The following is a 14,002-nucleotide window of genomic DNA, read 5'->3' as shown; positions in this document are numbered from 1 at the left end:
ACCGTTTCTCTGGATGGCGCGAATTAACCGGAGAATTCGCCTCCGGTGAATCGATCCGGAGAACCGCCGCTGTCACGTACGTCTGCACGTGCATTTGCAGCGACAGATGCACCGCCCGACGAGAAGCCGGCACGGCCCGCGTCACCGCTGATCAGAGCCGACCCGACGAATCACCACAAAACGCCACATGACGCCTCGAGGGGGACGCGAGAACAACATTCCAGAATCCAGTTCCAGTCTGTCTATCCAGCTCAAAGCCACAATTAGATGATCTTTCAGGAAAACACCGACTTGGTTCGTACAGCAGGCCGCCATGCCCTACGCTGTGCGCAAGATCGAGGGGGGAGATATTCACCCATAAAGGAGGGAGTTATCCGCTATGGTGCAGAGCGAAGCGAGCGGGGACGACGACGAGGAGGGGGCTTCGCCCGTCCCGCCGGCACCGCTGTGGAAACGCGTCACGAAAGGGGCCCTGAAGCAGGTCCACCTCATCGCCAGCGCGGTCGTCGTGGCCGTGGCGACGCCCCTGATCCTTCAACTGGTCGGGATACCTTCGTCGAGCGCCGACCGGATAACGATCGACGCGCCGAAACAGGGGTCGCACGCGGACGCCGCCCCGTGCCTGCGGGTGGAAGGGCACGGCATCGCGGGGGCCGGCGCCAGGCAGGTGATCGCGGTACAGCGGATCGACGGGCCCGACACCGTGATCAGGTTCTTCGCGGACATACGGATCGTCGGCGACGAGTGGCACGTGAGCGTTCCGCTCGACGGGCCACAGTACAGCTGGTTCCGCATCCGGTCGGTGGTGCTGCCCACCGAACTGACCGAATACCTGGAATCGGTGGGGGGCGCCATCGGCGGATCCAGTTGGATATCGCCGACGATGCCCCCCGGTAGTGCGATATCAGACCCGGTGGACGTTCAACGAGGTCCTGGCAAGAGCTGCTGAACACCACCAAGCCGGCACGCCATCCGGGCGGCCTCCAACAACCGCCCGGAACGGCGTCCGTAGAGCCTAAGGCACTCCCTACTTCCGCGCACGCGGAGCGTCACCTTTCGATGCGAGTGGCGGAACGCCTTGGTCAGTAGGGCAGCTTCTGGAGGGTCCAGGTGTTGCCGTCGGGGTCGGCGAAGTGGGCGTAGGCGACGGAGGGCTTGCCCGGAGCCGTCAGCTCCTCCACAGGCTGGATCTCGACGCCGCGTTCGACGAGCTCGGCGCGGGCGGCGTGGATGTCCGAGACGACCAGGTGCAGGCCCTGGACCGAGCCGGGCGAGGTCTGGACGATGCCCTCTCCGATGCAGATCGAGCACGCCGACCCCGGAGGCGTCAGCTGGACGACGCGCAGCTTCTCACTGAACCGCTCGTCGAGGTCGACGTTGAACCCGAGCTTGTTCGCGTAGAAGTCCTTGGCTCGGTCGACGTCCGAGACCGGGACCGGCACGAGTTCGAGCTTCATCTCCACGGCGGGCACCTCTCCCTGGTCGGCCGACCTCGGCCGGGCTTGAGACGAACTTGCGTTCGAATCCTAGAGTGAGCGTAGTTCTGCCAGCAAGGTCTGGCAGACCAGCCTGGTGTCGTAACGTGCTGCCGTGGAAGAAGAAATCGTCACCTATCTGGAAATGACCGACCCTGCACAGCTGCGGACGGTGCCTGCCGTCGACGGCGTGAGCTTGGAGTGGGTCGATCGGGACTCCCCGGCGATCCCGGTGATGCTGGCCCGGATCGGGGCGCCGTACGGATGGAAGAGCGCCTCGCGGTCGGAGGAGGAGTGGGCGGAATGGCTTTCGCATCCGCTCCGCAAGTACTGGCTGATCAAGCACGGCACGGATGACGCCGGGATCGTCGACATAGAACCCCATCCGGGCGGTGAAGTGGAGATCACGACGTTCGGGCTGGCGCCGGAGTACGTGGGCCGCGGACTGGGCGGGTACGCCCTCACCCTCGCCATCCAGCAGGCCTGGCGATTCCCGCGTCCGGACGGTGAGCCGGTACGCCGCGTCTGGCTGCACACCTCTTCGATGGACCATCCGAACGCCCTGCCGAACTACGAACGGCGGGGTTTCCGTCCGTACCGCACCGAGATCGGGGACCGGAAGAAGCCGGTCTGAGAGCAAGCGGGCAGGAGCGGCTCCCCGCCGTACGACGGCGCCGGCACCACCGCCCCACCGCCGGGCGGCGGAAGTGGTCAGGCGGTGTGGTCGGCGGCTATGGCGTCGATACGGGCGGCGAGCCTGAAGTCGAGGTCGGTGAGGCCGCCGGCGGCGTGGGTGGTGAGGACGAAGTGCAGGCGTCGCCAGCGGATGTCGATGTCGGGGTGGTGGTCGAGGTGCTCGGCCTGCTCCGCGACGTCGTTGACGATGGCGATGGCAGTGCGGAAGTCGGGGGCCTCGATCGTACGCCGGATCTCGTCGCCCTCGCGCCGCCAATCGGGCACCTCGGCGAGCCGGGTGGATATCGCGGCGTCGTCCAGCTTCTCCATACGATCAGTTTTCCACGCGCGGCCCTGATTGTCGCCCAACCGAAAAGGCCGGAACGGTCGGCGCCCGCTCCCCTCGGCGGGCGCGTCCGCCGGTGACGGCCGGTGCTACCGCGTCAGGCTCGCCCCGTAGCCGTGGGTGACGATGAGGTCGGCCATCCGGGTGTAGGCCTCCGGGGCGTCCGGGGCGAAGGTGCCGAGGCCGTCGACGTAGCGGTTGTACATGCAGAAGGCCGCCGCGATCAGCACGGTGTCGTGGATCTCGGCGTCGGTGGCCCCGGCCTCGCGGGCGGTGGCGACGTCCTTCTCGGTCACGGCGCGCCCGCTCTGCTGGACCGCGGCGGCGACGCGCAGCAGCGCCTTGAGCTTGTCGGATATGTCGGCGCTGTCGGGGTCGGCGCAGGCGTGGGCGACGAGGTCGGCGCCGCCGGGCAGCTGGGCGGCGGCGAACGCCTTGTGCGACGCCGAGCAGAACTTGCACTGGTTGAGGGTGGAGACGTAGGACGCGATGAGCTCGCGTTCCCCCCGCGAGAGGGTGTTGTCACCGCGGAGCAGGACCTCGGCGAGTGCGTTGAGCGGCTTCGCCGTCTCCGGGCGGTACCGCATCAGGCCCCTGATGCCGGGGTCGTCGTTGCCTAACTCGATGTACGCCATGGCGTCCTCCAATTGACGGGGTGGAGCGGCGAGCCGTGCGGGCGAGGAAGGAACGGGTCCGGGCGGCGGGGCGCCGCCCGGACCCGGGTGGACGGGTGTCAGATGCCTGCCAGCTGACAGGTCGCGGTGGACTTCTTGGTCGGGTCGCTCTCGGAGGTCGCCGTGAGCTTCAGCTTGGCCACGTGGTCGCCGCCCTGGGACCGCTGGGCGTACACCGGGACGAGCGTGCTCTTGCCGAACTCCACGGCGGACAGCTGGTTGGGCAGCCAGGTCGTCCAGCCCTTGCCGTCCACGCTCGCGGTGAGACGGTAGACGTCCGACTTCAGGTACGCGCTCACGTCCTCGGGGTGCTGCCCCTGGGGCGTGGCGGCCTTGCCGGTGTTGGCGAGCGGGAAGCGGCAGGTGGCCCATTCGGTGCCCTTGGCGAGCGCCGCGCTGGGCAGCACCTTGACGCCGCGCCGCTGCGGGCCCGCGCCGTCCAGGGAGCGGACGGCCACGGTGTACGACAGCACGCCCGCCTTGTCGCGGTGCTTGTCGAGGATGTAGAAGTGCAGGCGGTTGGCCTGGTCGACGTACTCGTCCTCGCTGCCGGAGTCGGTGCCCGCGTGGAAGAGGGCGTCCGACAGCTGCCGGTAGTCGCCGATGGTGATGGGGACGCGGGTGCCGTCAGGCAGGACGTAGTCGGTCATGCCGATGTCCTGCGGGTTGGCGTCGATGACCCATTCGAACGGCGCCTGGTCCTGGTTCTTGGTCTTGGCGAGCAGCACGCCGGCGTCGGGGGTGAAGGAGTCGGAGCCCATGCGGTCCACGACCTCGACGGTGTAGTTCTGGTAGCCGCCGCCGTCACAGAACGGGTCGGTCTGGATGTCGCACTTCGGGCTGAGGTCGCCGGTGCCGAGCGTGATGTTCACTCCCGACAGCTCGCTCGCGCCGGGCTGCGCCTCCCGCGCCTTGACCCGCGCCACGACCAGGCCCGACTGGGCGAGCGCCTCCCGCGAGAGCCGCAGGACGTTCGCCTCGTCGACCATCTCCAGCTTGATCTTGTTGCGCAGCATGTGCTGGGCGCCCATCGAGCCGCCGCCCGTCGGCGGGATGACCCATCGGCTGTGCGGGCCGCCGGGGCCGTTGAAGCTGCCGCGGCTCAGCATCTCCCAGATGCCGGTGTACGCGCGGCGCGGCGGGACGCCGAAGGGATTGTTGTAGTTGTCGCCGATGCCGAGGATGTGGCTGAACTCGTGGGCGTACACGCCCTGGCCGCTGCTCTCGGCCTGGGTGGACGAGCCGCCTCCGGCGTTGGGCCAGATGGTGGACGCCGAGGCCCAGGAGGTCCAGTCGACGTACCTCGTCTTGGCCCAGTTGGGCAGGCTCGGGTCCGGCGGCCCGAAGGCGTCGGTGACGTTCTCCTTGGTCGGGAACTTGATGGGCCCGAACTCCTGCCAGGTGGACGACTCGTCCTGACCGGCGCTGAGGTAGAAGACGAAGTCGAACTTGGACAGGGTGTCCTCGCCGGCGTCGGCGGCCCAGGCGGCGCGGCCGTCGGTGCGGATGTTGCGGTTGCACGTGTCGCCCGCCGGGCAGCCGGTGCCGCCCTGGAACTCCATGGCGTACTCGTGCGACTTGCCCGGCATCCGGTAGGGGCCGAAGGCGGTCAGGTCGACGCCGTACCTGCCGCCGGAGTCCTCCATCCAGTACTCGTGGATGGTGTGGCCGCTGTTCAGCGGGCCGGGAGTGTTGAGGAAGTCCTTGTAGAACTGGGCGACCTGCTCACGCGGGATGTCGTGGGCCTGCGCGCTCGGGTTGCCGAAGACGGTCGAATGCGCGGGCTGGGTCACCACGAACGGCTGGTTGGGGTAGTCGAGCAGGACGAGCGCGCCCTTGAAGGTGCGCTTGGAGCCCTTCTTCGACGGGTCCGCCCAGGTGGTGCCGGGGACGGCCTTGTAGTCCGCCCACGTCATGTGGTCGGGGTTCTTCCAGTTCTGCGGGTCTATGGGGGTCGGCGCCCCCGGCCTGGCCTTGAGGGTCGCGGCGCCCTCGGACTCCTGCCAGGGCTGGCGCTGGGGCCAGTGGTCGGCCTGCCAGGGGTTCGCCGGTTGCGGCGGCGGTTCGGCCGAGGCCGGGGCCTGGGTCAGTCCGAGGGGACCGAGCACGGCGGCGACGATGAGCAGGGTCAGCGTTCGCTTCCTGCGGTGGATCTTCGTGCGGTGGATCTCGCTGCGGTGAACCGACGGCGCGGTCACGGCATCACCCTTCCTACAGCGGCTTCCCCCTTGTGGGGCGAACGCATGCAAGAGTTGCCTATAACTGATCGTTGATCTCCGTCAAGAGATCGACCGGCCATGCGGTGGTACGTACGGGCCTCCCCGTCGCGGGGAGGCCCCGCGGCTACTTGACGGCTCCGGCGGTCAGGCCCGACTGGATCTGGCGCTGGAAGATGATGTAGACGAACAGCATGGGGATGATCGCCATGCTGAGCGCGGCGAACAGCCCCGGCCAGTCGGCCTCGTAGCCCGCGTTGACGTTGATGTTGGCGATGCCCTGGGTGAGCAGCCACTTGTCCTCGACGCTGCCCGACAGCAGCACAATCGGGAGCAGGTACTGGTTCCACTGGCCCAGGATGTTGAAGATCGTGATGCTGATCAGGCCGGGCCGGGCCATCGGCATCATGATCTGGAAGAACGTGCGGGTGTGCGACGCGCCGTCCATCAGGGCGGCCTCGGCCACCGAGGTGGGCAGCGTCTTGAAGAACGCCGCCAGGAAGAACACCGTGAACGGCAGCGAGTACGCCACGTACACGAGGATCACGCCGACGTGGGTGTCGATCAGGCCGAAGTTCTTCACCACGAAGAACAGCGGCACCAGCGCGAGGAACACCGGGAAGGCCAGGCCCGAGACGAACAGGTAGTAGATGACCCGGTTGCCGAAGAAGCGGTACCTGGCCAGCACGTACGCCGCCATCGACCCGAACAGCATCGTCAGGAACGTGCTGACCGCGACGACGTACACCGTGTTGAGCATGTACCTGCCGATGTGGGCCTTGTCCCAGGCGCGTCCCCAGGCCGCCCAGCTGAAGCTGTGCGGCAGCGCCAGGGGCGTGTCACCGACGATCTCGGGGTTGGTCTTGAAGGAGGCCAGGAACGTCCACAGGATCGGCCCGACGACCAGGATCGTCCAGACGACGAGAGCCAGGTGCGAGAGGGCGGTGAACGGCCCCGCGCCGCTCTTCCTGCCGCGGGCGGCGGCGCCGGGGGCCTTCGCCACCCGGAGCGTTTCGGTTTGCGTCGCCATGGTCTAGAGCTCGATCCTCTCGCGCCGCGTCACGCGCAGGCTCAGCGCCGCGAACGTGATGGTCAGGAAGAACAGGGCCACACCCATCGCCGAGGCGTAACCGAACTTGGAGAAGGTGAAGGCCGTGCGCCAGATCTCCAGCGGCAGCACCGTGGTGGCGTTGTCGGGCCCGCCGCGGTCCACCGAGAGCACCTGGACCAGGGCGAAACCGTCGAACGCGGCGATGCCGAGATAGACCCAGCCGACCTGGATGGTGTCCCAGATCAGCGGCAGGGTGATGCTGAAGAACAGCCGGAACCGGCCCGCGCCGTCCAGCGCCGCCGCCTCGAAGACGTCCTTCGGGACGGCGGACATGCCGGCCGAGAACAGCACGACGTAGAACCCGACCGACTGCCAGATGATCACCGCCATGATCGACCACAGGGCCAGATCGGTGTTGGTGAGCCAGCCCACCGGCTGGACGCCGACGAGCTTGAGCAGCCCGTTGATCACACCGGTGTCGTCGGGGCGGTAGATCGCCTGGAACAGCACGCCGACCACCGCCACGGCCAGGACCTGCGGGAAGAAGTAGACCACGCGGTAGAACTTCGACCCGCGGACGCCCGTCATCCTCCCGCCGCTGCTGCCGCCGCCGACGTTGAGCAGGAACGCGAAGAACAGCGCGATCGCGATGGTGATCAGCGGCATGGCGATCAACAGGAACACGTGGTGGCGGACCGCCGCCCAGAACACGTCGTCGCCGAGCAGCCGGCCGAAGTTCTCCAGCCCGATGAACTGGGGCGAGGCCGAGAAGCCCCGCCAGTTGGTCAGCGAGATGTAGAACGCCTGTAGGTACGGGCTGATCACGAAGACCACGTAGAGGATCAGCGGGATCGCCAGGAACGAGAGGACGAACCCGTACATCCGCAACTTGGCCGGGACCCGCCCCGCGGTGACCGCGCCGTCGCCATGCCGCATGATCTACTACACCGTCCGGTTCTGCTTGGTGGTGGAGGAGTCGGCCTTGACCGCGTCGGCCTTCTTCTGCATGTTGGCGCAGAACTCGTCGGCGGAGATGCGGCCGAACATCAGGGAGTTGGTCTGCTTACGCAGCTCGGTCTCCAGCTCCTTGTACCAGTTCTCGAAGCTGCTGTAGGTGACGATGTTGCTGCCCGCGGCGTCCTTGGCGTCGTTGATGCTCTTCAGGCCCGGGCTGAGCGTGAGCCCTTCGGCGCCGCCGACGACCACGGTGAGGCTGCCGGACTTCTCGGTGAAGCCCTTCGCGCCTTCCTTGGAGAGCATGATGCGGGCGTACTCGAGGGCGCCGGCGGTGTTCTTGGCCTTGGCGGGGATGATGTACGGCTCGCCGGCGGTGGCGCGGATCGCCTCGAACGGCAGCTTGTCGGAGGAGGTCAGGCTGGGGGTCGGCGTGACCGCGTACTCGAAGGTGCCCGGCGTGTTGGACTTCTGCTCGTTCTCCAGCCAGGAACCCGACGGGTACAGCGCCACCTTGTCCTGGTTCTGCCGGGTCTGCACCTCGGTGTGGATCAGGCCCTCGTAGCTCTTGTCCATGAACTTGCCGATCTCGGCCCACGCCGCGGCGGCCTGCTTGACCGAGTCGCGCTTCCAGACCCCGTCGACCAGGTTGTCGATGTCGATCAGAAGCTGGTTGCCCTCGACCTTGGCGGCGGTGATGAGGATCATCCAGTACTGGTAGTACGACGCGTTCTTGCCGGCGTAGGCGTACGGCGTGATGCCGGCCTTCTTGATGGTCTCGCACAGCGTCTTGAACTCGTCGAACGTCTTCGGCGGCGCCCAGCCCTTCTCCTTGAAGAGCTTGGCGTTGTACCACAGGCCGTACCCGCTGAACACGTAGTTCAGGATGTAGGGCTTGCCCGCGATCAGGCCGGACTCGACGGTGCCGGGCATCAGCGTGTCCCGGACCTTCTTGCTCGGGTCGTCGATGGAGGGCGCGTCGAACAGCGTGGTCAGGTCGAGCAGCTGCCCCTCGCTCTGCAGGGCGCCGTTGTCCATCAGGTCGGAGCCGGAGTTGGCGATGAAGTCGGGGACGTCGCCGCTGGCGAAGCGGGGCTGCAGGGTCTGCGAGATCTGCTGGGTGGCGACGTGCTTGACCGAGGCCTTCGGGAACTCCTTCTTGTACATCGGCTCGTGCACGTCGGTGGCGTAGCCGTCACCGAGACCACCCTTGAAGATCACGACTTCGAGGGGGGCGTCCGCCTTGACGCCGAAGGGGTTGGCCGCCGAGGTGGGGGCGGCCGCCGAGGCGGTGGGGGACGAGGCGGAACCTCCTCCGCTGGTCGCGCAGGCGGCGAGGACGTTCGCCGCGGGTCCCGCGACGAGCGCGGTGAGTCCGATCCGGCGGAGCATCTGCCGCCGGGTGATGTCTCTCGGCGTGCCGGCGGAGTTGGACATGCAACCCTCCAGGTGGGGCGAATCAATCAGGAAAGTTTCCTAAATGTTCGAGGAACGTACGTCCATCGCCGTGCACCGTCAAGTGGTATGGGCCATCCCGTGATCGACCTGTGGCCGATCGGCAAACAGACCGCGACCCACGGCCGGAACCGGCACCTCGGGAGACCCCTCCGTAACCTAACAACATCACAGGTCACAGGCCGACTATGGCACACCTTGAGGGGAAAACAACACCCCCTTGAGCCGGTCTAGACCAGCCCATCGCGAGCCTTCCCAGGTGACGCCTCAGGTCCGGTCGGTTCTCGTACGAAGGGCGTCACTTTCCACCTCTGCCGCCTTACACCGGAAACCCGGTCATGACCGAACAGACCCCTCGAACGTCCACCAAGCGGACCCCGCTGCCGTCGAAGGCACGAACCGGCTAGCGTCGGAACCAACATCCCCGACTTGCGAGGAGCAAAGGGTTGCCGCTGCAGATGACTGGCGCTCCCAGCGATCCGGACCTCATCCGCCTGCCCTGGGACCTCCCCCTGGAGGACTGGCCCGAGCACCACCTCGTACGCCTCCCCCGCGGCATCTCCCGGCACATCGTGCGGTTCGCCCGGCTGTCGGGACGGGTGTACGCCATCAAGGAGATCAGCGAGCGGTACGCCAAGCGGGAGTACCAGCTCCTGTGGGACCTGATGCGCCACGACACCCCCTCGGTCGAGCCGGTGGCGGTGGTGACCGGACGGACGACGGCGGACGGCGAGCGGCTGGACTCGGCCCTGATCACACGGCACCTGCAGTTCTCGCTGCCGTACCGGGCGATGCTGTCGGGCACGCTGCGGCCCGACACGCTCATCCGCCTGCTCGACGCCCTCGCCGTGCTGCTGGTGCGCCTGCACCTGGCCGGGTTCTACTGGGGCGACTGCTCGCTGAGCAACACCCTGTTCCGGCGCGACGCGGGCGCGTTCGCGGCCTACCTCGTCGACGCGGAGACCGGCGAGCTGCACCCGGTGCTCAGCGAGGGCCAGCGCGGCCAGGACATCGAGGTCGCCCACGTCAACATCTACGGCGAGATGCTGGACCTGGAGGCCGGCGGCTTCCTGCACCCGTCGATCGACCCCCTCGCCTTCGCCGAGGAGCTCGTCGCCCGCTACCACCGGCTGTGGAAGGAGCTCACCGAGGAGGAGATCGTCGAGGACGTCGAGTGGCACCTCATCGACCAGCGGATCCGCCGGCTCAACAACCTGGGATTCGACGTCGCCGAGATGATGGTCCGCCGCAAGGCCGGCACGGCACGCCTGATCGTCCGGCCGAAGGTCGTGGACGCCGGGCACCACCAGCGGCGCCTGCTGCGCCTCACCGGCCTCGACGTCGAGGAGAACCAGGCACGGCGCCTGCTCAACGACCTCGACTCCTTCCGGGTCGCCAAGGGACTGCGCCACGAGGACGAGGCCATCGTCGCCCACCGCTGGCTCGCCGAGAGCTTCCAGCCGACCGTCAACGCGATCCCGCCGGAGCTGCGCGGCAAGCTGGAGCCGGCGCAGCTGTTCCACGAGGTGCTCGACCACCGCTGGTTCATGTCCGAGGCCGCGGGCCGCGACGTCGGCCTGGACGCCGCGCTGCGGTCGTACATCGACAACGTGCTGGTCTTCAAGCCCGACGAGAAGGCCGTCATCGGTGACGATTCCGCCGAGGATGCCGTGCGATAGGTTCTCCGCGCACGATCATGATTCTGGTGGATCAGGGGAATTTGTCATGTTGCGTACGACTGTGGGGCTCGGCCTGGCGACGGCGCTCATCGCCGGGACGGCGGCCGTCGCCGCTCCGGCCCAGGCCTCGGTCAGGGCCGCGTGCTACCAGGGGGCCTGGAAGCTGACCGCCATGAAGATCGTCTCCAAGGGGGCGACCGTGGAGAGCTCGGCCGCCACCGACGTCCTCAAGGGCGGCGCCGGCACCAGGCTGACACTCACCGCGACCGGGGCCACCTACGACTTCACCGGCTCGAAGAAGGTCGTCTTCAAACTGCAGAGCGACAACACCACCGGCTGGGACCAGTACAGCGGCGCGCTGAAGGCACGGGCGAAGGTGACCGGCGACCGCCAGGGCCGGATCGCCGTCTCCCGGACGGGCGCCACCGGCGACGCCAAGGAGGCGACCACCTACACCGACCCCTACGTCAAGGGCCCGTCCGGTACGGTCCGGTCGCGCCTGGCGCAGGGGTACTACGACGGGCCGCTCGTCCAGAACGCCGCCTTCACCTGCGCCGGCCCCACGCTGACGATGGTCGACAGGCGCAAGAACGGCCCCTGGACCACCGTCGCCGACCTCCGCTTCACCCGCCTCTGACGGCTAGCGGCCGGCGGCTTCGAGCCGGTCGAGGTACGCGGCCGCGTCGGGGATGCGGTCCTCGCCGAAGACGCGGATGCCGTGCGCCTCGAGCAGGGCCGTCGTCACTCCCGCCCCCGGGAGCCGCCCGCCGGAGAACGTGCCGTCGTGGACCTGGAGGCTGCCGCAGGAGGGGCTGCCCTCCTTCAGCAGGGCGATCCGGACGCCCCTGGACTCGGCCATGGCGAGCGCGGCCCGGGCTCCGGCGAGGAACTGGGGCGTCACGTCGTCCTCGGCGGGCGTCAGGATGCGCGCGGCGCCCGCCAGCACGGCCGCCCCGCCCGCGCCGCCCTCGATCTCCGCCGGCGGCCTCGGCACCGGCAGCCCGCCCGTGACCTCGGGGCAGAAGGGCACCAGCCGGCCCTCGTCACGCCAGCGGGCGAGCAGCGCGTCGTCGACGGTCTTGGCCCGGCCGTCGTAGCGCACCGGCCGTCCGAGCAGGCACGAGCTGACGAGGATCCTCTCCATGCCTTCACCGTAGCGGCCGGCGCGGGAGGCGGTCCGGACCGGGGCGGCCGCGGGTTCAGAGGGTGATGGCGTTCTTCGCGCGCCCGACCGACTCCTCGGAGGCCGGCCCACCGGGGTTCTCCAGGGCGAGCGCCTGGTTGGCCTCGACGAACGGGCGCATGCGCTCCTCGTACCGCGCGAACGCGGCGCCGTGGTCGTCCCCCGCCGCGCCGAGCTCGCGCGCGAGCACGTACGCTCCCACCAGCGCGAGACTGGTGCCCTGGCCCGACAGCGGCGACGCGCAGTACCCGGCGTCGCCGACCAGCGCCACCCTCCCCCGCGTCCAGCGGTCCATGTGGATCTGGGCCATGGCGTCGAAGTAGAAGTCGGAGGCCTCCCGCATGGCCTTGAGCAGCCGCGGCGTCTCCCAGCGCAGTCCCGCGAGCCGCTCGGCGGCCAGTGTCTTCTGCCGTTCGGCGTCGCCGTAGTCGTGACCGGGCGGCTCGGCCGCGAAGCCGAACGCGACCCGCAGCTCGGTGTTGTCGCGCACGGGGAAGATGCCGTACCCGGCCTCGCCCTCCCGCAGCCACATCTGCCAGTCCTCCAGGCCGAGGAAGTTCTCGGTGGCGAAGACGCCAAGGGCCATGCCGAGGGGACGGCTGAAGCGGCCCTCCTCGCCGAAGACGAGGCGGCGCACCGCCGAGTGCAGTCCGTCGGCGCCGACGACGAGGTCGAACGTGCGGGGCGCGCCACGCTCGAACCCGGCCCGCACACCGGCGCCGTCCTCCTCCAGGGAGACGATGGAGTCGCCGAAGACGTACTCGACGGCCTCGCGGGTGTGCTCGTGCAGGAGCCGCACGAGGTCGTCGCGGAGCAGTTCGACGTCCTCACCGTCGAGGCGGCCGGCGCTGTAGGTCATCTCCGTCGTGCGCATGACCTCGTTGCCGTCGCCGTCGAGCATCGACATGCCGCGCATCCTGGTGCGCAGCGCGCGCATCTCGCTCCCGACGCCCATCTCGTCGACGACCCGCAGCGCGACGCCGCGCACGTCGATCGCCTGCCCGCCAGGCCGGAGGCCGGACGCCCGCTCCACCACGGTCGGGGCGAAGCCGTGGCGGTGGAGCCAGTAGGCGAGCGCGCATCCCGCGACACCGGCGCCCGAGATCAGTACGGTCTTCACGGAACCTCCTTGAATACGTTGTACGCGGCTGAATGTACAGCGTATGCACAAGGCTGCCAACTGCAGGGAAATGCCCGGCTGTACTAGCACAGTAGGGTCTCGATCACCGTCGTCGCCGCTAAGCTCTGTACTAGTACAGGAGAAAGGGACGTCCGTGGCCGAGAAAATCGATCCGCCATATCTGCGCATCGTCGACGACATCCGGCGGCGCATCGCGAGCGGCGAGCTCGCCCCCGGCGACCCGGTCCCCTCCACACGCCGCATCGCCCGCGAGTGGGACGTCGCGCTCGCCACCGCCACCAAGGCGCTGTCCGTCCTGCGCCACCAGGGGCTCGTGCAGGCCGTGCCCCGCGTCGGCACCGTGGTGACCGGGCCCGCGGAGGGCACCCGGCGCCGTACGACCTCCGCACTGGTCGGCCCCGCCCGGCCCGCCGAGCACCAGGAGCTGACCCGCGAGCGCGTGGTGCGGGCCGCCACCGAGATCGCGGACGCGGAGGGGCTCGCGGCGCTGTCCATGCGGGGGGTCGCGGCGCGGCTCGGCGTCGCCGCCATGACGCCGTACCGGTACGTCGACGGCAAGGACGAGCTGGTCCTGCTGATGGCCGACGCCGCCTACGGCGAGGAGTCCTACCCCGACGACCCTCCCCACGGCTGGCGGGAGAGCCTGGCGCTGGCGGCGCGCAAACTGTGGGCGGTGCACCGAAGGCATCCATGGCTGGCCCAGGTCACCCCGCTCACCCGCCCGCTGCTGCTGCCGAACCTGATGGTGTACGCCGAATGGGCGCTGCGCGTCCTCGACGGCCAGGGCCTCGACCCGAAGACGGCCCTCGACGTGCACGTCCTGTTCTACAGCTACGTGCAGAGCATCGCGGTGAACCTCGAATGGGCGGTGCAGGCCGAGGCGACCACGGGCCTGTCGGAGGACGAGTGGATGGAGAGGCAGACGCCGATGCTGGAGGCCATCACCTCCTCCGGCCGCTACCCCACCTTCACCAGGATCATCGGCTCCCTCGAAGGCGGCTATGATCTGCGCCTCGACGACCTCTTCGAGTTCGGCCTCGAACCGATGCTGGACGCCCTGGCCCTCCTCATCGAGGGTCATTCCGATGGCCCGAAGCCGGAAAGTCACCCTTGATCTTCCCTATAGGCTTGGGGGAGACTTTTTTGTTCGAAA

14 protein-coding genes are annotated in these 14,002 nt (G+C 68.6%); 5 read left to right on the top strand and 9 right to left on the bottom strand.

Annotation, left to right across the window (positions count from 1 at the left end):
• The first annotated feature begins 379 nt into the window (after window positions 1–379).
• On the top strand, window positions 380–949 hold the full coding sequence (locus KIK05_RS19405) for a hypothetical protein (protein WP_214412160.1): 570 nt from the start codon (window positions 380–382) through the stop codon (window positions 947–949).
• Between the two features lie 133 nt (window positions 950–1,082).
• On the opposite strand, the gene KIK05_RS19400 is transcribed toward KIK05_RS19405, so the two are convergent.
• Window positions 1,083–1,457 carry a VOC family protein gene (locus tag KIK05_RS19400; RefSeq protein ID WP_250563098.1) on the bottom strand — a complete coding sequence of 125 codons (375 nt, stop codon included), beginning with the start codon at window positions 1,455–1,457 and terminating at the stop codon, window positions 1,083–1,085.
• 133 nt (window positions 1,458–1,590) lie between these two features.
• On the opposite strand from KIK05_RS19400, the gene KIK05_RS19395 reads away from it, so the two are divergent.
• Complete coding sequence (locus tag KIK05_RS19395) at window positions 1,591–2,109, top strand: GNAT family N-acetyltransferase (protein ID WP_214412158.1); 519 nt, start codon at window positions 1,591–1,593, stop codon at window positions 2,107–2,109.
• 77 nt (window positions 2,110–2,186) lie between these two features.
• On the opposite strand, the gene KIK05_RS19390 is transcribed toward KIK05_RS19395, so the two are convergent.
• The 6 genes from KIK05_RS19390 to ngcE all read right to left on the bottom strand — a co-directional run bounded on the left by KIK05_RS19390 (window position 2,187) and on the right by ngcE (window position 8,828).
• Window positions 2,187–2,480 carry a 4a-hydroxytetrahydrobiopterin dehydratase gene (locus KIK05_RS19390; RefSeq protein WP_214412157.1) on the bottom strand — a complete coding sequence of 98 codons (294 nt, stop codon included), beginning with the start codon at window positions 2,478–2,480 and terminating at the stop codon, window positions 2,187–2,189.
• Between the two features lie 105 nt (window positions 2,481–2,585).
• The gene (locus KIK05_RS19385) at window positions 2,586–3,131 is read right to left on the bottom strand and encodes a carboxymuconolactone decarboxylase family protein (protein WP_214412156.1); all 546 of its coding nucleotides are present in this window, start codon (window positions 3,129–3,131) and stop codon (window positions 2,586–2,588) included.
• Between the two features lie 98 nt (window positions 3,132–3,229).
• Window positions 3,230–5,368: a M6 family metalloprotease domain-containing protein gene (locus KIK05_RS19380; RefSeq protein WP_308250005.1), complete on the bottom strand. Its 2,139-nt coding sequence runs from the start codon at window positions 5,366–5,368 to the stop codon at window positions 3,230–3,232.
• 145 nt (window positions 5,369–5,513) lie between these two features.
• Window positions 5,514–6,416 (bottom strand): carbohydrate ABC transporter permease, encoded by a 903-nt coding sequence (locus KIK05_RS19375; RefSeq protein ID WP_214412155.1) that lies wholly within the window; start codon window positions 6,414–6,416, stop codon window positions 5,514–5,516.
• A gap of 3 nt (window positions 6,417–6,419) precedes the next feature.
• On the bottom strand, window positions 6,420–7,373 hold the full coding sequence (locus KIK05_RS19370) for a carbohydrate ABC transporter permease (RefSeq protein WP_250563060.1): 954 nt from the start codon (window positions 7,371–7,373) through the stop codon (window positions 6,420–6,422).
• A 6-nt stretch (window positions 7,374–7,379) separates the two neighbouring features.
• Window positions 7,380–8,828 carry an N-acetylglucosamine/diacetylchitobiose ABC transporter substrate-binding protein gene (ngcE, locus tag KIK05_RS19365; RefSeq protein ID WP_214412154.1) on the bottom strand — a complete coding sequence of 483 codons (1,449 nt, stop codon included), beginning with the start codon at window positions 8,826–8,828 and terminating at the stop codon, window positions 7,380–7,382.
• Window positions 8,829–9,304: 476 nt separating this feature from the next.
• On the opposite strand from ngcE, the gene KIK05_RS19360 reads away from it, so the two are divergent.
• Window positions 9,305–10,525: a DUF4032 domain-containing protein gene (locus tag KIK05_RS19360; protein WP_250563059.1), complete on the top strand. Its 1,221-nt coding sequence runs from the start codon at window positions 9,305–9,307 to the stop codon at window positions 10,523–10,525.
• A 46-nt stretch (window positions 10,526–10,571) separates the two neighbouring features.
• The gene (locus KIK05_RS19355; RefSeq protein ID WP_214412152.1) at window positions 10,572–11,162 is read left to right on the top strand and encodes a hypothetical protein; all 591 of its coding nucleotides are present in this window, start codon (window positions 10,572–10,574) and stop codon (window positions 11,160–11,162) included.
• A 3-nt stretch (window positions 11,163–11,165) separates the two neighbouring features.
• Here the strand turns inward: KIK05_RS19355 and KIK05_RS19350 are convergent, their stop codons facing one another.
• Both KIK05_RS19350 and KIK05_RS19345 read right to left on the bottom strand, forming a co-directional pair.
• Complete coding sequence (locus KIK05_RS19350) at window positions 11,166–11,669, bottom strand: 2-thiouracil desulfurase family protein (RefSeq protein ID WP_214412151.1); 504 nt, start codon at window positions 11,667–11,669, stop codon at window positions 11,166–11,168.
• 55 nt (window positions 11,670–11,724) lie between these two features.
• Window positions 11,725–12,828 (bottom strand): FAD-dependent monooxygenase, encoded by a 1,104-nt coding sequence (locus KIK05_RS19345; protein ID WP_214412150.1) that lies wholly within the window; start codon window positions 12,826–12,828, stop codon window positions 11,725–11,727.
• Between the two features lie 154 nt (window positions 12,829–12,982).
• Here KIK05_RS19345 and KIK05_RS19340 point away from each other — a divergent pair, with 154 nt between their 5' ends.
• A complete protein-coding gene (locus KIK05_RS19340; RefSeq protein ID WP_308250004.1) occupies window positions 12,983–13,963 on the top strand; it encodes a TetR/AcrR family transcriptional regulator C-terminal domain-containing protein in 981 nt (326 codons plus the stop codon).
• Window positions 13,964–14,002 lie beyond the last annotated feature (39 nt).

This window comes from Sphaerisporangium fuscum, from assembly GCF_018531465.1.
In the GTDB taxonomy this organism is placed as follows: Bacteria; Actinomycetota; Actinomycetes; order Streptosporangiales; family Streptosporangiaceae; genus Sphaerisporangium; species Sphaerisporangium fuscum.
Note: the sequence above shows the minus strand (reverse complement) of the source record. Positions and strands in the feature narration are given on the sequence as shown.